The 20,429-nt window shown below is 45.3% G+C and carries 18 protein-coding genes and 1 pseudogene; 9 read left to right on the forward strand and 10 right to left on the reverse strand.

Translation table 11 applies throughout. The features are described 5' to 3' along the window. Positions 1-449 (forward strand): group II intron maturase-specific domain-containing protein (locus ACK5MF_RS13905; protein WP_416923197.1); only part of this gene is annotated, 449 nt, incomplete at its 5' end. Positions 450-539: 90 nt separating this feature from the next. Here ACK5MF_RS13905 and yacG read toward each other — a convergent pair. The 8 genes from yacG to nadC all read right to left on the reverse strand — a co-directional run bounded on the left by yacG (position 540) and on the right by nadC (position 7,692). Continuing rightward, a complete protein-coding gene (gene yacG, locus ACK5MF_RS13910) occupies positions 540-743 on the reverse strand; it encodes a DNA gyrase inhibitor YacG (RefSeq protein ID WP_416923198.1) in 204 nt (67 codons plus the stop codon). Between the two features lie 45 nt (positions 744-788). Then, complete coding sequence (zapD, locus tag ACK5MF_RS13915; RefSeq protein WP_416923199.1) at positions 789-1,529, reverse strand: cell division protein ZapD; 741 nt, start codon at positions 1,527-1,529, stop codon at positions 789-791. Between the two features lie 31 nt (positions 1,530-1,560). Next, positions 1,561-2,169: a dephospho-CoA kinase gene (gene coaE, locus ACK5MF_RS13920; RefSeq protein WP_416923200.1), complete on the reverse strand. Its 609-nt coding sequence runs from the start codon at positions 2,167-2,169 to the stop codon at positions 1,561-1,563. 3 nt (positions 2,170-2,172) lie between these two features. Beyond that, a complete protein-coding gene (locus ACK5MF_RS13925; protein ID WP_416923201.1) occupies positions 2,173-3,042 on the reverse strand; it encodes a prepilin peptidase in 870 nt (289 codons plus the stop codon). Positions 3,043-3,124: 82 nt separating this feature from the next. After that, the gene (locus tag ACK5MF_RS13930; protein WP_416923202.1) at positions 3,125-4,351 is read right to left on the reverse strand and encodes a type II secretion system F family protein; all 1,227 of its coding nucleotides are present in this window, start codon (positions 4,349-4,351) and stop codon (positions 3,125-3,127) included. 18 nt (positions 4,352-4,369) lie between these two features. Continuing rightward, a complete protein-coding gene (gene pilB / locus ACK5MF_RS13935) occupies positions 4,370-6,058 on the reverse strand; it encodes a type IV-A pilus assembly ATPase PilB (protein WP_416923203.1) in 1,689 nt (562 codons plus the stop codon). 28 nt (positions 6,059-6,086) lie between these two features. Next, on the reverse strand, positions 6,087-6,527 hold the full coding sequence (locus tag ACK5MF_RS13940; protein ID WP_416923204.1) for a pilin: 441 nt from the start codon (positions 6,525-6,527) through the stop codon (positions 6,087-6,089). 277 nt (positions 6,528-6,804) lie between these two features. Next, complete coding sequence (gene nadC, locus ACK5MF_RS13945) at positions 6,805-7,692, reverse strand: carboxylating nicotinate-nucleotide diphosphorylase (RefSeq protein ID WP_416923205.1); 888 nt, start codon at positions 7,690-7,692, stop codon at positions 6,805-6,807. 133 nt (positions 7,693-7,825) lie between these two features. Between nadC and ampD the strand changes: the two genes are divergently transcribed. Beyond that, the gene (gene ampD / locus ACK5MF_RS13950) at positions 7,826-8,374 is read left to right on the forward strand and encodes a 1,6-anhydro-N-acetylmuramyl-L-alanine amidase AmpD (RefSeq protein WP_416923206.1); all 549 of its coding nucleotides are present in this window, start codon (positions 7,826-7,828) and stop codon (positions 8,372-8,374) included. On the opposite strand, the gene fldB is transcribed toward ampD, so the two are convergent. Beyond that, on the reverse strand, positions 8,371-8,889 hold the full coding sequence (gene fldB, locus ACK5MF_RS13955) for a flavodoxin FldB (protein ID WP_416923207.1): 519 nt from the start codon (positions 8,887-8,889) through the stop codon (positions 8,371-8,373). The genes ampD and fldB overlap by 4 nt on opposite strands. 196 nt (positions 8,890-9,085) lie before the next feature. On the opposite strand from fldB, the gene xerD reads away from it, so the two are divergent. The 7 genes from xerD to lpdA all read left to right on the forward strand — a co-directional run bounded on the left by xerD (position 9,086) and on the right by lpdA (position 20,034). Then, positions 9,086-9,994 carry a site-specific tyrosine recombinase XerD gene (xerD, locus tag ACK5MF_RS13960; RefSeq protein ID WP_416923208.1) on the forward strand — a complete coding sequence of 303 codons (909 nt, stop codon included), beginning with the start codon at positions 9,086-9,088 and terminating at the stop codon, positions 9,992-9,994. 11 nt (positions 9,995-10,005) lie between these two features. Next, the gene (gene dsbC / locus ACK5MF_RS13965) at positions 10,006-10,761 is read left to right on the forward strand and encodes a bifunctional protein-disulfide isomerase/oxidoreductase DsbC (protein WP_416923209.1); all 756 of its coding nucleotides are present in this window, start codon (positions 10,006-10,008) and stop codon (positions 10,759-10,761) included. A 64-nt stretch (positions 10,762-10,825) separates the two neighbouring features. Next, complete coding sequence (recJ, locus tag ACK5MF_RS13970; protein WP_416923210.1) at positions 10,826-12,565, forward strand: single-stranded-DNA-specific exonuclease RecJ; 1,740 nt, start codon at positions 10,826-10,828, stop codon at positions 12,563-12,565. 404 nt (positions 12,566-12,969) lie between these two features. Further along, on the forward strand, positions 12,970-13,740 hold the full coding sequence (gene pdhR / locus ACK5MF_RS13975; RefSeq protein ID WP_416923211.1) for a pyruvate dehydrogenase complex transcriptional repressor PdhR: 771 nt from the start codon (positions 12,970-12,972) through the stop codon (positions 13,738-13,740). A 52-nt stretch (positions 13,741-13,792) separates the two neighbouring features. Continuing rightward, complete coding sequence (aceE, locus tag ACK5MF_RS13980) at positions 13,793-16,453, forward strand: pyruvate dehydrogenase (acetyl-transferring), homodimeric type (protein ID WP_416923212.1); 2,661 nt, start codon at positions 13,793-13,795, stop codon at positions 16,451-16,453. Positions 16,454-16,472: 19 nt separating this feature from the next. Continuing rightward, positions 16,473-18,356 carry a pyruvate dehydrogenase complex dihydrolipoyllysine-residue acetyltransferase gene (gene aceF / locus ACK5MF_RS13985; protein ID WP_416923213.1) on the forward strand — a complete coding sequence of 628 codons (1,884 nt, stop codon included), beginning with the start codon at positions 16,473-16,475 and terminating at the stop codon, positions 18,354-18,356. A 250-nt stretch (positions 18,357-18,606) separates the two neighbouring features. Further along, on the forward strand, positions 18,607-20,034 hold the full coding sequence (lpdA, locus tag ACK5MF_RS13990; RefSeq protein WP_416923214.1) for a dihydrolipoyl dehydrogenase: 1,428 nt from the start codon (positions 18,607-18,609) through the stop codon (positions 20,032-20,034). Between the two features lie 128 nt (positions 20,035-20,162). On the opposite strand, the pseudogene ACK5MF_RS13995 reads toward lpdA, so the two are convergent. After that, positions 20,163-20,429: pseudogene (locus ACK5MF_RS13995) on the reverse strand (hypothetical protein); the annotation flags it as partial.

Below are 20,429 nucleotides of genomic sequence, written 5' to 3' on the forward strand. Positions count from 1 at the left end.
AGATCGGGAGTGAATATACCCGTATACAGCCCAAGAAATTAGTAGAGTTCAAAAAGAAGTTGAAGCAGATGACGAAACGCAATGGTGGAAAACCCATAAGTGAAGTTATCAAGAACTTAAATCCTGTATTAAGAGGGTTCAGTCAATACTTCAGGATCGCCAATAGTAGCAGGGAATACTCAAAGATAGCAGGATGGCTGAGACGAAGACTTCGCAGTATCCAACTGAAATTATGGAAGAAACCGGAGCGGATGCACAGAAGGCTAAAACAGCTTGGATATAAGCCGCCGTTTAGATTTATCCGACTGAGAAGTTGGAGAAAAGCGCAAAGTCCTCTAGCCAGTTATGCGATGCCAAACCAATGGTTCAACGAACTGGGGATGGTAAATCTTGAGCAAGTAGGAACAGGGTATGTGTTTAGCAATTATGCTGAATGGAAGTATGCATGAGCCGTATACGAGGTCCGTACGTACGGTTCTGTGAGAGGGATGAGGCGGTAACGCCTCACCCTACTCGATTTGGATCAAATTCACTATGAATTAAGACGGATACTCTTCTGACCATCCGTCTGAGTCAGACATATCGGGTGCGCCAGCAATGGCATTTTCTTCATCGGCCCATTCGCCAAAATCGATCATCTGGCATTTTTTACTACAAAAAGGGCGATGAGGGCTTTGCTCACTCCATACGACTTCTTGCTGGCATTGAGGGCATTTCACCACTGTAGGCTTTTTGGACGACATCTGGATTTCCTATTAATGATGGTTGGTGTGTTAAGAAACGTTGCTTTAGCAGCACACAGCAAGGTCAAAGGGTATCTCTTCAGAGCTGGCTTGCCCAGTTTTAAAGTCGATAAATTTAATCGCAAAGCGATTTTTATGCCCGGAGATCATTGGGTAAACACCATATTCAAGCGGAATGGACAGGCGTAGGATGTTGGCATCTTCAGCATCGCTTTGGTAAAAGCCTGATTGAGCAATCCGAGCTTTAAATGTACCGGTTTCGCGGGTGAGTTTGAGCCAAAGAGTGAGCGCATCTAACAGTGGTTTTAACGTGTTCAGCCACTTATTGGCATCCTGGGATTTTTTCTCCAGCGATAAATGCAGCCAGTAGTGGAGAGCAGGAAGATCAAAACAGCATGAGCCGCCTGGTAGGTTAAAACGCTGTCGAATGGCGGATAGGAAACGGTCTTCCTTTAAAGATTGACCAAAGCGATCTGCGCCCATTAGGTTGCGGTGGACGTCGTCGATCTCATTAAGCAGTGTTGTCAGCATGTTGTGATCAACACCATCCACATTAAGCCAACTACGATACATTAGACGCTGTTTTTCGATGTCTTTTGCCAACTCACTCTTTAGCTGTATTTGTTCGAAGATTTCCAGTAAATCGAACAGAGAACGGAAAAACAGTTGGTGCTGAATACTATCGGCAAAGGCAGATGCTTTTTCTATCTGCTGCAGTAACGCTTCCACTCGTAAATAAATACGTGTTTTTTCATTCAGAGGGTGTTCAAACTTGTGTGTGGTCATCAGATTTGCCTTGCGTCCTTTAGACTTATTCTCACAGATTTGTACGGCTTATGGCTAGGTACTTTTTGTGTAATTCTGTGATTTGAGGCAAAAGTTTCTGGTTTTTTGCATCATTTTTAATCACATCATCGGCTATCGCTAAACGGTGTTCACGGCTCGCTTGTGCTGCCAGAATCGATTTAGCTTGTTCCATCGGCACTTTATCTCGCGTCATAGTTCTTTCAATCTGAGTGTCTTCATCCACATCAACAACGAGAACCCGATCGACCATATGTTGCAAATTGTTCTCAGTAAGTAGTGGAACCACCAACAGAGCATAGGGAGAGGTTACTTGCTTTAGATCGTGTTCCATGCGCGTTCGAATCATCGGATGAAGTAACTGGTTTACCCACGTTTTTTCCTCTCGATTGGTAAAGATTCGCTTTCTAAGCTGTGAGCGGTTAAGTTCACCCTCTGTGGTTAATATCTCGTCGCCGAAATGCTGATGAATGGCTTGCAGACCGTCACTGCCTTTTTCGACCACTTGGCGGGCAATCATGTCTGCATCAACAATCTCAATGCCGAATTGGTCATGAAACAGATTAGCCACAGTCGTCTTTCCGCTTGCAATACCACCAGTGAGCCCGATGACTAATGCCATAGTTTAGTACCCCAGTAAATAAGCATAGTAGCTTTCAATCATCTGCTGTCCCCACAGTAGAGCAATCCAACCGGCAATCGAAATATAAGGTCCAAATGGGAATGCTTTATCGATGCCTTGTTTTTTTAATCGTAATTGAATGATGCCGAATACTAATCCAACCAGAGAGGAGAGCAAAATAATCAATGGCAGATGTTGCCAGCCTAACCAAGCGCCTAATGCAGCAAGCAATTTAAAATCACCGTATCCCATTCCTTCCTTACCGGTTGCTAACTTAAAGATCCAATACACAGACCATAACGCTAGGTAACCGGCGATAGCACCAATAATTGCATCTTGCAGAGACACAGGGCTAACACCGACGAGCGAAAGAGTCATACCTGCCCAAAGTAGCGGTAGGGTGAGTTGGTCAGGCAACAATAGGGTATCTAGGTCGATAAAGGTTGCCGCAATAAGAACATAGCTGAAAAACAGTAAGGCAATCGTGAAGTCACTAAAGCCAAAGTGTTGCGCGACAACCAAACTGATAACGGCAGTCAGTAGCTCAATTAAGGGATAACGAGCACTGATTGGCGATTGACAATGAGCACATTTACCGCGCAATAGTAACCAACTAACAACAGGTACATTGTCGATAATGCGCAGCGGCGTGTGGCAACTTGGGCAGGTTGAACGTGGAGTACTTAGCGTCAGTTTGCCTTCTGGCGGCTGAATATTGGCTTCTGGAAAGCAGTCCGCACATTCTTGACGCCATTCACGTTCCATCATTTTCGGTAGACGGTAGATCACGACGTTGAGAAAGCTGCCAATGATTAAGCCCAAAACCGTGGCAAAGGCAACAAAAAGCCAGGGATAGTATTCGAAAATTTCCATTTGTTCGCTCATTTACCACAGTAAAAGAAAAGAGGATTCATTAGACATAACTAAGCTATTGAATGTGTTAATGATGGGTATATTACCCCAACACGCTCATTAAGTTAAAGATTGGCAAATACATTGAGACAACTAACCCACCAACCACGACACCAAGAAATACAATAATCAGTGGTTCGAGTATTTTCCCCAGATTATCGACGGTATTGTCCACTTCAAACTCATAAATTGACGCAATTTTATTCAGCATGTCGTCAAGTTTTCCTGACTCTTCGCCAATCATCACCATTTGTAAAACCATTTCAGGAAAGGCTTCGGTATTGCGCATGGCAATATACATTGGCATACCTGATGCGGTATCTCGATGAACCTCATTAACGGCATACTCAAAATGGACATTTCCGGCTGTTTTGGCTGTGGTTTTCAGGCTGGAAAGTATAGGAATGCCGGCACTGAAACTGGTCGCCAGAGTTCGGCTAAATTTGGCAATTGCTGCTTTTGCCAGCACGCCTCCGATAACCGGGCATTTCAGCCCCAAGCGACTGGTCTTAAGGCGAAAAGCAAAGGATTTTTTCCTCGCCGTGCGAAAGACCAGATAGGTCAAATTAACCATGATTAGAGCGATGAAACTATAAGCCTGAACAGCATGTGACAGTTTTAACACTTGTTGGGTAAACCATGGCAGTTCCGCGCCAAAACCGCTGAACATAGATTCAAATTCGGGAATGACCATAGTCAGCATCAAGTAAGAAACGCTGAGAGCCACCAGTACAACCATCGCTGGATAGATTAATGCCTTAATCACTTTGGCTTTTAGCTCTTCACTTTTTTCACGATAAATGGCTAAACGTTGAAAAACTTCGGCTAAGTTGCCGGATTGTTCACCGGTTTGAATTAAATCGACATACAAAGGATCGAAGTGGCTACTGGTATTACGCATTGCTTTGGAAATGGGAGTGCCAGCTTCGACGCCTTTCGATATCTGCGTCAAAATGGATTTCATCTCGGGTTTACGATGATTCTCTCCCACCAGTTTTAAGGCCTGAATGATGGGGACGCCAGTGGTCAACATAGTCGCGAGTTGACGAGTCAGCAAAGTAATATCTTTTGCTTTTACTTTATTAAACATCCGGGTAAGAAGTGGCGCACTTCCTTTGCTGATTTTTTTAACCTTAATATTCTGTTCACTTAACTTGCCACGTACCTCGATTTCAGTCATGGCGAGCAGTTGACCTGAAACTTTCTTACCTGTGCTGTTAATTCCTTTCCAGCGAAAGCTACTCAGTTGTGGGGCAAGGTTCTTTTTCATATAAAAACTCACTGCGGATTAGAAATACAAAACACGTTGCAATTCCGCAAAACTAGTAACGCCTTGGCGCAATTTTGTGATACCTGACTCGACTAGCGTACTCATGCCGTTCGCTTTAGCTATAGCCTCAATTTGTGTCACGCTTGCTTTGTTCATAATGGCTTCAGCCAAGGCTTCGTTGAAAGCCATGACTTCGTAGATACCCACTCGCCCTGAATAACCGCCAGTACATTCGTTGCATCCCAAATGGTTTGCTTGGTAGATAATTTCATCCTCTGCCAAGTTGAACTGAGTTTGTAAGGTAACCGATGGTGTTGTTGCTACTTTACAGTGACAACAGAGTCTTCGTGCCAGGCGCTGAGCGATGATTAAACTCAAAGACGAAGCGAGGTTAAAAGGCTCAACCCCCATGTTCGCCAGACGTATTACTGTCTCTGCCGCTGAGTTAGTATGAAGGGTTGAGAGGACGAGATGTCCGGTCTGCGCCGCTTTTACTGCAATTTCGGCGGTTTCTAAGTCCCTTATCTCTCCCACCATAACCACATCTGGGTCTTGGCGAAGAAATGACCGTAATGCGTCAGAAAATCCAAAACCAATTTTGGGCTGAACCTGTACCTGATTCACGCCAGACAGGTTAATTTCCACCGGATCTTCTGCGGTTGAGATATTAATTTCAGCGGTATTCAGTATGCGTAGCCCTGTGTACAAAGAAACCGTTTTGCCACTCCCGGTGGGACCCGTCATTAGAATCATGCCTTGCGGCTTTTTCAGTGCGTCTAAATAGTGTTGTTTCTGGATATCATCGTAACCCAGTTTATTGATGTCGAGATTGGCTGCGCTGCTATCGAGTAGACGTAATACGATTTTTTCTCCCCACAATGTTGGTAGGGAAGATACGCGCATATCTATTGCGGTATCTCGATTCAGGCGAAGCTTGATACGACCGTCCTGGGGAAGTCTGCGCTCGGCAATATCGAGTTTAGACAGGATCTTGATACGCGCAGCAAGTCGTCGGCTTAGATGGCTGGCTGGGCGGTGAGTTTCAACCAGAATGCCATCACAACGCAGACGGATACGGTAGACATTTTCATAAGGTTCAAAGTGAATATCAGAAGCGCCTTTGCGTACCGCATCAAGTAATACCTGATTAATAAATCGGCTGACGGGTGATTCATCTTTACTGAGATCTTCGATCGACTGAAACTCATCGTCAGAGAGTTCAACCAGATTAGCCAGCTCATCTTGGCTGATTTCTATGTTCTGCTTAGCTTCGTTGTTGATTGTTTTTCCATAAAGGCGACGAATCGCCGCTTGCAGGGACTTATGATCGGCTAATGCCAGTTCTATATTCAATCCGGTGGTAAAACGAAATTCGTCTTCAACGCTAGGGTGAGTCGGATCAGACACAGCCAGAAGTAACTGGTTATTTTGCAGTTGCAGGGGCAGCGCGTTAAAGCGGGTAATGAGCTCTCTTAGCCCAAGCTGCTGGCATACTTGAGTATACTCAAACTCGCTCAGTTGAGTAATCGACATATCCAATTGCTGATGCAGATAATTGGCGAGTTCAAATGACTGGATAAGGCCGAGATCAATTAAAGCTTCTGGTACATTGGTACCAGAAGCTTCGATATGCTCGACCACGCTTTCTTGTTGTTCAGCGCTGAGTAAGTCAGCTTGACGCAAGAGCGCAATAAGGTTGGTTATCATCAGTTAACAGCTTATCAAGTCAGCATTGCTAGAGTGCGCCAGGGGCTGCCTTACCCGCATTCGCCACATTAGCGGGTGGACATGATTTCAAATCGATATCGGTGGTATTCACGCACGTCCAACCTGAGGTTCCTCGAGTAATTGCAACGTGTTTACCTTTAAGTGCGCCATCTGTGAAGGCAAATTTGATTTCACCTGCTGGAGTCACAGAAATTGAGCCTAGCTTGCTGGCATTTGGTGTTGTACCTAATGACTCAACAGTCGTTAACTTACCTTCTTGTTGCCATTGAAGTTCAGCGGGGGTTTGAAGTGCTCTTAAGGTAGCAAGCCCTGAGGCTGCCTCACTGCGAGATACATAGTTTTGATACGCAGGGACTGCAATCGCAGACAGTACTCCTATGATAGCGACAACTATCATCAATTCAATTAGGGTAAAACCTTGCTGTTTTTTAAGCAGATTTGTTTTCATTGCCTTTCTCCGTTTGTTTGGGCTATTCGGAGTAAGAGATTATGTGCTCGGTTTGCTATTGAGAATGACTGTGGTTCAGTTGCGCGAGTGATGAGATTTATTTACTCAATGATTTTCATCGGGATAACAAAAGCTTTCGACTGACTTCGCATTAGTTGGGGGGATGCGTAGCAAGATGGCAGTAAAGCAGATGGTAGTAAAAAATAAAACCCGCCGAAGCGGGTCTTAATATTGAAACAGATTTGACGGTAACGCTGTTGAAGTTAATTTAAAGCGCTTATTTGAAACGCATGGAGAGATCCATGGCTCTGATGTGCTTGGTTAATGCACCCACTGAAATGTAATCAACACCTGTTTTCGCATATTCGCGCAGCGTTTCTAAGGTAACGTTGCCTGAGTTTTCTAATGCCGCACGACTTGCATTTATCGCCACCGCTTCACGCATCATATCCATGGTGAAGTTGTCGAGCATGATGATATCTGCACCGGCTTCAATTGCTTCACGCAGTTCTTCTAGGCTCTCCGTTTCAACTTCAACCGGCTTACCCGGATTGAGTTCTTTGGCGGTTTTAATCGTTTGAGTAATACCACCGTTAGCAATAATGTGGTTCTCTTTAATCAGGTAAGCATCAAATACACCGATACGGTGGTTAAAACCACCGCCACAAGCCACTGCATATTTTAGAGCACTACGTAAACCGGGAATGGTTTTGCGAGTGTCGAGCAAGCGACAGCCGGTGCCTTCCAATACTTTTGCGTACTGCGCTGTAGTGGTTGCGCAACCAGAAAGTGTCTGAATAAAGTTCATCGCGTTGCGCTCGCCTGTAAGAAGGATTCGCGCTGGACCTGTAAGCGAACAAAGTGTCTGATTGGGTTCTACCTTGTCGCCATCTTCGACATGCCAGTCGATAGTGACATCACCGCCAAGCTGTTTGAAAACTTCATCCGCCCATGCTTTACCACAGAACACACCGTGTTCGCGGGTAATAATGGTGGCCGTGCCTTGTACTTCGGCAGGAATAAGATTTGCGGTTAGATCTGCTGCTGGATCGAGCGTGCCACCTAAATCTTCCTTTAGGGTCGCTGCAACGGTGCGAGCAATTTCCAATGGTAGTTGCTGTTTTAGGTAATCAAGGCGCTCTTGGCTATTGTGAGTATTCTTCATCGCAAGTCTTATTCCGAATTAACAGAGTGAGGAATAATACGCTGAGTCGTATTTAAATTCAGCTCTTAATCTCGCATTTCGTCGTGAGACAGTTAAAATCATAAGCTCTGAACCAATAAGCAAAGGTCTCTTTATGATTGATAACCAAGGGTGGTATCACACTGCGCGCAAAGTGCCGTCACCGTATTTTGACGAGCGCAGCGACGCTAATGATATCTCATTGCTCGTGGTGCATAACATTAGTTTGCCGCCGGGACAATTTGGTGGCGATTATATTGAGCAGTTTTTTACCGGAAAACTGAATCCGGATCAGCATCCATTTTTTAAAGTGATCCATAACATGGGGGTGTCTGCGCACTGTTTGATCCGAAGAGATGGTGAAGTGGTACAGTTTGTACCGTTTAGCGCCAGAGCGTGGCATGCCGGGCAGTCTTGTTTTGCTGGCAGAGAAGGTTGTAATGATTATTCGATAGGTATTGAGCTGGAAGGGACGGATTTTGTTGTTTATACCGAGCAGCAATATCAAGCGTTAGCCAAGCTCAGCCAAGCGTTGATGGTTGCTTATCCGCAAATTACGGTGCCAAGAATCACGGGGCATCAATGTATTGCCCCGATGCGTAAAACCGACCCCGGTCTTGTTTTTGACTGGATAAAGTACCGCGCTTTACTTAAGAGATTCTAGAGAGACTCTTGATACTCCGTCAGCACTTGTTCAACCCAAGTCGCAATGCGCTCATCGCTGAGTTCGTATTGAGAGTCTTCATCCAGTGCTAAGCCAACAAATTGCGTGCCGTCTTTGGTCAGCGCTTTCGATGCTTCAAAGGTATAGCCTTCAATCGGCCAGTAGCCAATGATGCTAGCTCCGGTCTTCTTGATCTCGTCGTGTAGCAGTCCCATCGCATCCAGATACCATTCGCCATAGCCTTCTTGATCGCCTAAGCCGAACAATGCGACGGACTTGCCGTTTAGCGGTACGCCATCTATTTGATCCCATAATTCGTTCCAGTCCTCTTGGATCTCTCCAAAGTCCCACGTCGAGATGCCTAATATTAACAGATCATAATCACCCATTAAGCTGAGTGGTGTCTCTTTTACATTATGAATGTCGAGTAGATCATCACCAATAATAGCGCGCATTTTCTCGGCCGCCATTTCGGTATAGCAGGTCGTTGAGCCGTAAAATAGACCAATTTTCATACGTTATTTCGTTCTTTGTTACGCTAGAATGGTGGATTCTAAACATAAAATGAGTAAGAGTGCAGTGAATATCCTGAGCAATCCCGATTTTTATGGCATATCTATGTGATATCTCGTAGCCTAAGTGGCAATTCACTATCATTTCGCATAACGATAAGAAAAAGCATCTCGCATAACGATAAGAAAAGAGGAATACGTGTCGGAATTATTTTTGCCTGACCAAGGCATTATGGAGCAATTCTTAGATACTCTCTGGCTGGAAAGAGGCTTGTCTGAAAATACGGTAGTGTCATATCGTAATGATTTAACAAAACTTTTAGGCTGGATGAATAAGAATAACTACCGTTTGAATTTCATCAGTTTGTCTGGTCTGCAAGAGTATCAAACATGGTTGGTGGAGCAAGATTACAAGCAGACCTCGCGTGCACGAATGTTGTCTGCGATACGCCGTCTGTTTCAATACCTGCATCGCGAAAAAGTGCGTAGCGATGACCCAACGGCTTTGATGGTCAGTCCGAAATTGCCAAAACGCTTACCCAAAGATTTGACCGAAGAACAAGTGGAAGCTTTACTCAATGCTCAGGATTTGAATGACCCTGTGGAGTTGCGTGATAAAGCGATGCTTGAATTGCTGTATGCCACGGGATTGCGTGTCACTGAATTGGTCTCACTGACCACAGAAAATATCAGCTTGCGCCAAGGAGTTGTGCGTGTGATTGGTAAAGGTGGCAAAGAACGTTTGGTTCCTATGGGAGAGAACGCAATTGAGTGGATTGAAACTTTTATTCATCAAGGTCGGCCTGAATTGCTAGGGCAGCAAACTTCAGATGTCGTCTTTCCAAGCAAACGAGCGCAACAGATGACCAGACAAACGTTTTGGCATCGCATCAAACATTACGCTGTGATTGCTGGTATTGATGTCGAGAAGCTTTCTCCGCACGTTTTGCGTCATGCTTTTGCCACTCATTTGTTAAACCATGGTGCAGATTTGCGTGTGGTACAGATGCTTTTAGGGCATAGTGACTTATCGACCACGCAAATTTATACTCATGTTGCAACTGAGCGACTTAAACAAATACATAGTGAGCACCATCCAAGGGCTTAAAGGTGATTTTAATGAGCGTATTCCGCCGACTGACTCTACTTCTGGTTCCATTCTTAGCTTTAACCTGTTTTTCAGTGAGCTCATCAGCAGCGACTGAAATCGACAAAGACGCCTTCATCGACAAATTTGCAAAGCTGGGTATGCCAGTGATGGATGTTGTACCTTCATCTATTGATGGATTGGTTGAAGTGAAAACTGAAAGTGGGGTGTTGTTCGCCTCTCCTGACGCAAAATATCTGATTGCCGGTACACTTTATGAGCTGAGTGAAGACGGTTCGTATGTGGATGTCATGGCCAAGCGCCAAGCGCCAATCAATGCTGAGAAAATTGCCCAATTTAGAGACAGTATGATTGAGTACAAAGCCGACAACGAAAAATACGCTGTGACTGTGTTTACCGATATCACCTGTGGCTATTGTGTTCGTTTGCACCAAGAGATGAAGGAATACAACAAACGTGGTATTACGATTCGTTATTTAGCTTTCCCTCGTCAGGGGGCGAAGGGGCAAGTTGCCGATAATATGGCGCAAATTTGGTGTGCGGATGATCCAGCAACGGCAATGCACAATACAAAAGTGAGCCGTAGTTTGGCGGAAGTCGCGCAAGGCAAAAATTTAGCGCAGTGCAAACAAACCATTACCGACCATTACCAACTGGGGCGTGAATTGGGTATCAGTGGAACGCCAGCGATATTCTTATCCTCTGGTGATATGGTGGGCGGATATCTTCCGCCGGCACAGCTTGAGCAGCGTCTTCAACAGCAATAATTAATCAATGTTCAGGCTTGGGGAAACCCAAGTCTGGACATCTATGCATAACAGAAATCCCGCTATGATCGAAATTCAACGCAGACCAGAACCTGATTTATCACTTCTTCCTGATTCTATTGCGCCAATTTTAAAACGTGTGTATTTAAATCGTGGTGTCACCGATTTAGAGCAGTTAAACAAAGCCGCTAAAGCACTGCACTCTTATCAAAAACTGCATGGCATCGAACAAGCGGTTGAATTGCTGTATCAAGCAATTCTAGAGCAAAAGCGCATTATCATTGTTGGTGATTTTGATGCCGATGGCGCAACCAGTTCTGCGCTTTCGGTACTGGCTTTGCACATGCTTGGCAGCCGCAATGTGGATTATCTGGTTCCCAACCGTTTTGAAGATGGGTATGGATTAAGCCCGGAAGTGGTTGATCAAGCGATAAGCTTAGGCGCTGAGATGATCATGACGGTGGATAACGGGGTTTCCTCGATTGAAGGTGTTCGCTATGCCAAACAAAAAGGCTTGCAGGTACTGGTCACGGATCACCATTTACCAGGCAAAGAGTTGCCAGAAGTGGATGCGATGGTAAACCCAAACCTTCAGCAGTGTGCTTTTCCTTCAAAAGCATTGGCGGGTGTGGGGGTTGCCTTTTACCTGATGATGGCGCTGTGCGTTCATATGCGTAAAGTGGGCTACTTTACCGAACAAGCTATGCAAGAGCCTAAATTGATGGAATTGATCGATTTAGTCGCTTTGGGTACGGTTGCTGACGTGGTTGCTCTGGATGAAAACAACCGCATTCTGGTGCACCAAGGTTTACAGAGAATTCGTGCCGGACTTGCCCGTCCGGGTATTCAGGCGTTGATTGAAGTTGCTAAGCGTGATGCAAGCAAACTGGTGGCATCCGATTTCGGTTTTGCACTTGGCCCCCGTATTAACGCGGCAGGGCGGTTAGACGATATGTCTTTTGGCGTCGAACTGCTGCTGTGTAACAACATCCACGCTGCGCGTCGTATGGCGAGTGAATTAGATGCTTTAAATCAAACGCGTAAAGATATCGAAGAAGGAATGAAGCAAGAGGCAATAGCGTTTTGTGAGCGTCTTGAGTTTGGTAAAGATAGCGAGCTTCCTTATGGCTTAGTGCTGTTCCAAAGAGACTGGCACCAAGGCGTTATCGGTATTCTGGCTTCGCGGATTAAAGAACAATATCACCGCCCTGTGATCGCTTTTGCCGATGGTGGCGATGGTCTGATTAAAGGATCTTGTCGCTCAATTGCTGGGCTGCACATGCGTGATGCACTAGATAAAATTGATACTCAAAATCCGGGTGTTATCAAGAAATTTGGTGGTCATGCGATGGCGGCTGGCTTGACCATTGCGGAGAAAGACTTCGAACGTTTTTGTAAGCTGTTTGACGAGGTGGTTCGTCAAGATCTTGATGACGCGATGTTAAAAGGTGTGATTCTGAGCGATGGAGAACTCAAGCCTGAAGAGTTCTCTATGCATACCGCAGAGACACTACGTGCTGGTGGCCCATGGGGGCAGGCATTCCCTGAGCCGATTTTTGATGGCGAGTTTAAAGTGTTGCATCAAAAATTGGTCGGTGAAAAACATCTTAAATTAATGTTAGAACCGCTACACAAAAGTCATCCTACTAACATCATGATCGATGGCATTGCCTTCAACGTTGATGTGCGCCGTTGGCCCGATGCCTCAGTAAAAACCGTACGATTAGCGTACAAGTTGGATATCAATGAGTTTCGCGGGAATCAGTCATTACAATTAATGATCGACCATTTAGTAGCAAAATAATCGTAACATTCCAATAACTTCTTCCAATCGCGGCTCTATTTTGAGCCGCTTTTTGTATTGGGCGTAAATGTGACAAAGCTCTAATAGACAGCACTTTGTACGATAATTATTGGTGATTTTACGCCTAAAAAGCTCGATTCCTATTCATGCAATGAATTGGTAACACTTCTTACCCATAACCTTAATTTTGTGTCTGGTTTGTAATTGGTCTTACCAATATTGTATTGAGAAATAATTTTTATTGTTAATAAAGTATTTCCAATACCCTTATTTTATGATTTAGGTCAAGAATTAACTGGACACTGACCGGATTACTATGTTAATTTCTTCTCCAATTTGAAATTGGTATTACCAATTACCAACGAAAGCATAAGAAAGCATAAAGAGTAGAAGAATAATAAATTATGGCTTATCAAAGGATTCGTCAGCCAAAACTCTCTGATGTTATTGAACAAGAGTTGGAACGGTTGATTATTGAAGGAACGCTGTCCCCTGGACAGCAGTTGCCACCAGAACGCGAGTTAGCAAAACAGTTTGAAGTTTCTCGTCCATCAGTTCGTGAAGCCATTCAACGCTTAGAAGCTAAACGTCTCCTTACCCGTCGCCAAGGCGGTGGTACGTTCGTTAGTGAGCACATTTGGAAAAGTTTCTCTGATCCTCTGCTAAATTTATTGTCAAATCATTCAGAAACTCAGTTGGACTTACTTGAAGCGCGACACGCATTAGAAGGTATTTCTGCCTACTTTGCGGCTTTACGTGGTACAGCAGAAGATTTTGCTCGCATTCAATCAAGCATATTGAGGATCAGCGAAGCCCAGAAAAAACGTGATTTTGAAGCAGAAGCTTCAACGGTAATGGAGTTTCTTATAGCCCTTACCGAAGCAACTCACAACGTAGTGATTTTGCATATCGTCCGTAGTCTTGCGCCTTTGCTTGAGCAAAACATTTTACAGAATTTTAAATTACTCCGTCACCGCCCAGAAGCGGTTGAGAAAGTAAACCAGCACCGAGCTAACATCGTGGATGCGATTGTTTCTGGTAAGCCTGATATGGCGCGCGAGATGTCACATTCTCATTTAGCTTATATTGAAGAAACATTGTTGGAACTGACCAGAGAACAGTCTCGTCGAGAGCGTTCTTTACGTCGTATCCAACAGGGTAATGAGCCGTACTAAGCGGTTTATTGCGATTATAAATAGAATCCAACTAATAGAAGGATAGATCGCCATGTCCGACATGAAGCATGACGTAGACGCACTGGAAACTCAGGAGTGGTTAGAAGCTCTTGAGTCAGTTGTACGTGAAGAAGGTGTAGAGCGCGCGCAATTCATTCTAGAAGAAGTGCTAGAGAAAGCTCGTTTAGATGGCGTTGATATGCCTACAGGCGTTACAACGAATTACATCAATACGATCCCTGCAGCACAAGAGCCAGCATATCCGGGCGACACAACGCTAGAGCGTCGTATTCGCTCTATCATCCGTTGGAACGCAATCATGATCGTTCTACGTGCATCTAAGAAAGATTTAGAACTAGGCGGCCATATGGCGTCTTTCCAATCTTCGGCTGCATTCTACGAAACTTGTTTCAACCATTTCTTCCGTGCGGCGAACGAGAAAGATGGCGGCGATTTGGTGTACTACCAAGGTCACATCTCTCCTGGGATCTACGCACGTGCATTCGTTGAAGGTCGTCTAACTGCTGAGCAACTAGACAACTTCCGTCAAGAAGTAGACGGTAAAGGTATCCCTTCATACCCACACCCTAAATTGATGCCTGAGTTCTGGCAATTCCCGACTGTATCTATGGGTCTTGGTCCAATCTCTGCTATTTATCAAGCTCGTTTCCTAAAATACCTAAATGGTCGTGGTCTAAAAGACACCACAGAGCAACGTGTATATGCGTTCTTAGGTGACGGTGAGATGGATGAGCCAGAATCACGCGGTGCTATCTCTTTTGCTGCGCGTGAAAAACTCGACAACCTATGTTTCCTAATCAACTGTAACCTACAGCGTCTAGACGGCCCTGTTATGGGTAACGGTAAGATCATCCAAGAACTTGAAGGTCTGTTCAAAGGTGCTGGTTGGAACGTAGTGAAAGTTATCTGGGGTAACAACTGGGATTCTCTGCTAGCGAAAGACACCAGCGGTAAGCTTCTTCAACTGATGAATGAAACTATCGATGGCGACTACCAAACATTCAAAGCTAAAGATGGCGCATACGTACGTGAGCACTTCTTTGGTAAATACCCAGAAACTGCAGCACTGGTTGCAGATATGACTGACGATGAAGTATTCGCGCTTAAGCGTGGTGGTCACGACTCTTCTAAACTGTACGCAGCCTTCAAGAATGCACAAGACACTAAAGGTCGTCCAACTGTAATCCTGGCGAAAACAGTGAAAGGTTACGGCATGGGTGAAGCGGCAGAAGGTAAGAACATCGCGCACCAAGTTAAGAAGATGGATATGACTCACGTGCTACACCTACGTGATCGTCTGGGTCTGCAAGACATCCTAACTGACGAAGCAGTGAAAGAACTTCCATACCTAACTCTGGAAGAAGGTTCGAAAGAATACGAATACTTACACGCTCGTCGTAAAGCTCTGAAAGGTTACACGCCTAAGCGTCTGCCTAACTTCACTAAAGAGTTAACCATTCCAGCAGTTGAAGAGTTCCAACCTCTGCTTGATGAGCAGAAGCGTGAAATCTCTACCACTATGGCGTTTGTACGTACTCTGAATGTACTGCTTAAAGATAAGAATATCGGTGCAAACATCGTTCCTATCATTGCTGACGAAGCTCGTACATTTGGTATGGAAGGTCTGTTCCGTCAAATCGGTATCTACAACCCGCACGGACAGAATTACACACCACAAGACCGTGATATCGTTTCTTACTACAAAGAAGCAACCTCTGGTCAGGTACTACAAGAAGGTATCAACGAGCTAGGTGCTATGTCTTCATGGGTTGCTGCGGCAACTTCATACAGCACTAACGATCTACCAATGATCCCGTTCTACATCTACTACTCTATGTTCGGTTTCCAACGTGTTGGTGACATGGCATGGATGGCGGGTGACCAACAAGCTCGTGGTTTCCTATTAGGCGCTACAGCAGGTCGTACAACGCTAAACGGTGAAGGTCTGCAACACGAAGACGGTCACTCACACATCATGGCTGGTACTGTACCGAACTGTATCTCTTACGACCCAACATTCGCCTACGAAGTTGCGGTGATCATGCAAGACGGTATCCGTCGTATGTATGGTGATCAAGAGAACGTTTACTACTACCTAACTCTGATGAACGAAAACTACGCCATGCCAGCCATGCCAGAAGGCGCTATCGATGGCATCCGTAAAGGTATCTACAAGCTAGAGACATACGCGGGTAATAAGGCGAAAGTTCAGCTAATGAGCTCTGGTACTATCATGAACGAAGTACGCAAAGCGGCGCAAATCCTAAGTGATGACTACGGTATTGCTTCTGACGTTTACTCGGTAACGTCTTTCAACGAAGTGACTCGTGATGGTCAAGCTTGTGAGCGTTACAACATGCTTCACCCAGAAGCTGAGGCACAAGTACCTTACATCCAAACGGTAATGGGTACTGAGCCTGCAATCGCAGCAACTGACTACATGAAGAACTACGCAGAGCAAGTCCGTGCGTTTATCCCTGCTGAGTCATACAAAGTACTGGGTACGGATGGTTTTGGTCGTTCTGACAGCCGTGACAACTTACGTCGTCACTTCGAAGTGAACGCAGGTTACGTTGTGGTTGCAGCGCTAAGCGAACTAGCGAAACGTGGTGATGTTGAAAAATCTGTGGTGGTTGAAGCCATTAAGAAATTTAACATCGACACTGAAAAAACAAACCCGCTATACGCTTAATTGAAGGTAGGAAAGAATAATGGCAATCGAAATTAATGTACCTGATATCGGTGCGGATGAGGTTGAAGTGACTGAGATTCTTGTCAGCGTTGGCGACAAGGTTGAAGAAGAGCAGTCTCTGATTACGGTAGAAGGCGACAAGGCTTCTATGGAAGTACCAGCATCGACAGCGGGTATCGTAAAAGAAATCAAAGTTGTTGCTGGCGATAAAGTCACAACAGGTTCACTTATCATGATCTTTGAAGCAGAAGCAGAAGCGTCTGCTCCAGCGGCAGAAGCGGCTCCCGTAGCGGCACCTGCAGCTGCGGCAGCAAGTGAACTGAAAGAAGTTTGTGTACCGGATATCGGTGGCGACGAAGTTGAAGTGACTGAAATCCTAGTTGCTGTTGGCGATTCAATCGCTGAAGAGCAATCTCTACTGACAGTAGAAGGTGACAAAGCTTCAATGGAAGTACCTGCACCATTCGCAGGTACACTAAAAGAAATCAAAGTTGCAGCAGGCGATAAAGTATCAACTGGCTCACTGGTGATGATCTTCGAAGTTGCAGGTTCAGGCGCAGCAGCACCTGCACCAGTTGCAGCAGCAGCTCCGGCGGCGGCACCAGCAGCATCTGGCGTTAAAGAAGTTAACGTTCCAGATATCGGCGGCGACGAAGTAGAAGTGACTGAAATCATGGTAGCGGTTGGCGATACAGTCACTGAAGAGCAATCTCTGATTACTGTTGAAGGCGACAAAGCTTCTATGGAAGTACCTGCGCCTTTCGCTGGTACGGTTAAAGAAATCAAAGTAGCGGCTGGTGACAAAGTTTCTACTGGTTCTCTAATCATGGTGTTCGAAGTTGCTGGCGCAGCGCCAGTTGCAGCAGCGGCACCGGCTCAAGCAGCAACTCCAGCAGCGGCAGCGCCTAAAGCTGAAGCGGCGAAACCTGCAGCAGCGCCAGCAGCTACTGAGTTTGAAGAGAACAACGTTTACGCTCACGCTTCACCTGTGGTTCGTCGTTTAGCTCGCGAATTTGGTGTAAACCTTGCGAAAGTAAAGGGCTCAGGCCGTAAGAACCGTATCCAAAAAGAAGACGTACAGAACTACGTGAAAGAGGCTCTTAAGCGTCTTGAATCTGGTGCGGCAGCATCGGCTTCTGGTAAAGGTGATGGTGCGGCTCTTGGTCTGCTCCCTTGGCCGAAAGTTGATTTCAGCAAGTTTGGTGATACTGAAGTTCAACCTCTATCGCGTATTAAGAAGATCTCTGGTGCCAACCTACACCGTAACTGGGTAATGATCCCTCACGTTACACAGTGGGATAACGCAGACATCACGGAACTAGAAAACTTCCGTAAAGAGCAAAATGCGATTGAAGCGAAGAAAGACACTGGCATGAAGATCACTCCACTGGTGTTCATCATGAAAGCGGTTGCTAAAGCGCTTGAAGCGTTCCCTGCATTTAACTCATCTCTTTCTGAAGATGGCGAAAGCTTGATTCTGAAGAAATACGTCAACGTAGGTATCGCGGTTGATACGCCAAACGGTCTGGTTGTTCCGGTATTCAAAGACGTAAACAAGAAAGGCATTTACGAACTTTCTGATGAACTGGCTGTTGTGTCTAAGAAAGCTCGTGCAGGCAAACTGACTGCGGCAGACATGCAAGGCGGCTGTTTTACTATCTCTAGCCTAGGTGGCATTGGTGGTACTGCATTTACGCCAATCGTTAATGCGCCAGAAGTAGGTATCCTTGGGGTATCTAAGTCTGAAATGAAGCCAGTTTGGAACGGTAAAGAGTTCGAAGCTCGCCTACAACTTCCACTATCTCTATCATACGACCACCGTGTGATCGATGGTGCTGAAGGTGCACGCTTCATCACTTACTTGAATAACTGCCTAAGCGACATCCGTCGTCTAGTGCTGTAATCAAAAAGAGACAAGGCGGCAATAGCCGCCTTGATTCAGTATTTATCCAACCGATTTGAAAAAGGCAGTTTTCTTGAAAATGGAAAATTTTCCTGCATTTGAATTGTTGGCTAGCTCACAGGCTAAATGGATTTACTTTTCACACCATTAACATCTCTGTAAACTGTTGCGGTCTGAAAATAATCGTATTAATTAAAAAAGATATCATACCCACTCAGCCTGTTAGGGATATTGACTACAAGAGGTCGAAATGAGCAAAGAAATTAAAGCCCAAGTTGTTGTACTTGGTGCAGGTCCTGCTGGTTACTCCGCTGCATTCCGTTGTGCAGACTTAGGTCTGGAAACTGTACTTGTTGAACGCTACAGCACTCTTGGCGGTGTATGTTTGAACGTGGGTTGTATCCCATCAAAAGCATTGCTACACGTAGCGAAAGTTATCGAAGAAGCAAAAGCACTTGCAGAACACGGTATCGTATTTGGCGAACCGCAAACGGATATCGATAAAATCCGTCTATGGAAAGAAAAAGTCATTAATCAGTTAACTGGCGGTCTTGGCGGAATGGCTAAGATGCGTAAAGTAACGGTTGTTAACGGCTTTGGTAAGTTTACTGGTCCTAACACGATTGAAGTGGAAGGTGAAGATGGTAAGACAACCGTAAACTTCGACAACGCTATCGTTGCTGCGGGTTCTCGCCCAATCAAACTGCCATTTATTCCACATGAAGATCCACGTATTTGGGACTCAACTGACGCGCTTGAGCTGAAAGAAGTACCAGGAAAACTGTTGATCATGGGTGGCGGTATTATCGGTCTGGAAATGGGTACGGTATACCACGCACTAGGTTCACAAATCGACGTAGTTGAAATGTTCGACCAAGTGATCCCTGCTGCGGATAAAGACATCGTTAAAGTTTACACCAAGCGCATCAAAGATAAGTTCAACCTGATGCTGGAAACTAAAGTAACAGCGGTTGAAGCGAAAGAAGACGGTATCTACGTTTCAATGGAAGGCAAAAAAGCACCAGCAGAAGCTGAGCGTTACGATGCGGTTCTTGTGGCTATCGGTCGTGTACCAAATGGTAAACTTCTTGATGCAGAGAAAGCGGGTCTTGAAGTTGATGAGCGTGGCTTCATCAATGTAGACAAGCAAATGCGTACTAACGTTCCTCACATCTTCGCTATCGGTGACATCGTTGGTCAACCAATGCTTGCTCACAAAGGTGTGCATGAAGGTCACGTTGCTGCAGAAGTTATCTCTGGTAAGAAGCACTACTTCGATCCTAAAGTTATTCCTTCAATTGCTTACACTGAGCCAGAAGTTGCCTGGGTTGGTAAGACTGAGAAAGAAGCGAAAGCAGAAGGCATCAACTACGAAGTGGCAACATTCCCATGGGCAGCATCAGGTCGTGCAATCGCGTCTGACTGTGCAGACGGTATGACTAAGCTAATCTTCGATAAAGAAACTCACCGCGTAATCGGTGGTGCTATCGTTGGTACTAACGGTGGTGAACTACTAGGCGAAATCGGTCTTGCTATCGAGATGGGTTGTGATGCGGAAGATATCGCTCTAACTATCCACGCTCACCCAACGCTACACGAATCTGTAGGTCTAGCGGCGGAAGTGTTTGAAGGTACAATTACTGACCTGCCAAACGCAAAAGCGAAGAAGAAAAAATAATACCAATTTCACTGTTAATCTGTTCAGTATTAGACAATGATCACCGAACGCAAACACGCATAAACCCTTCCATGGGGCTCCTCCGAGACATCCATGGCTCGGAGGGTTTGCTTATCGGTACTCAATGTCTACTTGTTCATGAAATTAATGTATTTGGTATAATTCGCTTTATAGACAAAAACCGCTGAATATTCAGCGGTTTTTTGTTTGCCCAGCAAAGCTGGCAAACCCGTCCACTTGAAAGAAAGTGGAGTCACCCTGACTAAGGGGAAGACAATCCGAATGGCAAGGGCGTCACGGGCTAACGGTGGGGTCTGAAGGAAGCCATAGGAAGTTAGATGTACACAACTAACCGTAATCTGTTTCGGCGGTACTGGTGGGTAAGCGTCCAAAAT

It is taken from the genome of Vibrio sp. (assembly GCF_047973365.1).
Classification (GTDB): Bacteria; Pseudomonadota; Gammaproteobacteria; order Enterobacterales; family Vibrionaceae; genus Vibrio.

Bases quoted from the DNA above. Each gene is read 5' to 3' on its own strand.
- yacG (WP_416923198.1), bottom strand. From the start codon at position 743: ATGTCGTCCAAAAAGCCTACAGTGGTGAAATGCCCTCAATGCCAGCAA.
- zapD (WP_416923199.1), bottom strand. From the start codon at position 1,529: ATGACCACACACAAGTTTGAACACCCTCTGAATGAAAAAACACGTATT.
- coaE (WP_416923200.1), bottom strand. From the start codon at position 2,169: ATGGCATTAGTCATCGGGCTCACTGGTGGTATTGCAAGCGGAAAGACG.
- ACK5MF_RS13925 (WP_416923201.1), bottom strand. From the start codon at position 3,042: ATGGAAATTTTCGAATACTATCCCTGGCTTTTTGTTGCCTTTGCCACG.
- ACK5MF_RS13930 (WP_416923202.1), bottom strand. From the start codon at position 4,351: ATGAAAAAGAACCTTGCCCCACAACTGAGTAGCTTTCGCTGGAAAGGA.
- pilB (WP_416923203.1), bottom strand. From the start codon at position 6,058: ATGATAACCAACCTTATTGCGCTCTTGCGTCAAGCTGACTTACTCAGC.
- ACK5MF_RS13940 (WP_416923204.1), bottom strand. From the start codon at position 6,527: ATGAAAACAAATCTGCTTAAAAAACAGCAAGGTTTTACCCTAATTGAA.
- nadC (WP_416923205.1), bottom strand. From the start codon at position 7,692: ATGAAGAATACTCACAATAGCCAAGAGCGCCTTGATTACCTAAAACAG.
- ampD (WP_416923206.1), top strand. From the start codon at position 7,826: ATGATTGATAACCAAGGGTGGTATCACACTGCGCGCAAAGTGCCGTCA.
- fldB (WP_416923207.1), bottom strand. From the start codon at position 8,889: ATGAAAATTGGTCTATTTTACGGCTCAACGACCTGCTATACCGAAATG.
- dsbC (WP_416923209.1), top strand. From the start codon at position 10,006: ATGAGCGTATTCCGCCGACTGACTCTACTTCTGGTTCCATTCTTAGCT.
- recJ (WP_416923210.1), top strand. From the start codon at position 10,826: ATGATCGAAATTCAACGCAGACCAGAACCTGATTTATCACTTCTTCCT.
- pdhR (WP_416923211.1), top strand. From the start codon at position 12,970: ATGGCTTATCAAAGGATTCGTCAGCCAAAACTCTCTGATGTTATTGAA.
- aceE (WP_416923212.1), top strand. From the start codon at position 13,793: ATGTCCGACATGAAGCATGACGTAGACGCACTGGAAACTCAGGAGTGG.
- aceF (WP_416923213.1), top strand. From the start codon at position 16,473: ATGGCAATCGAAATTAATGTACCTGATATCGGTGCGGATGAGGTTGAA.
- lpdA (WP_416923214.1), top strand. From the start codon at position 18,607: ATGAGCAAAGAAATTAAAGCCCAAGTTGTTGTACTTGGTGCAGGTCCT.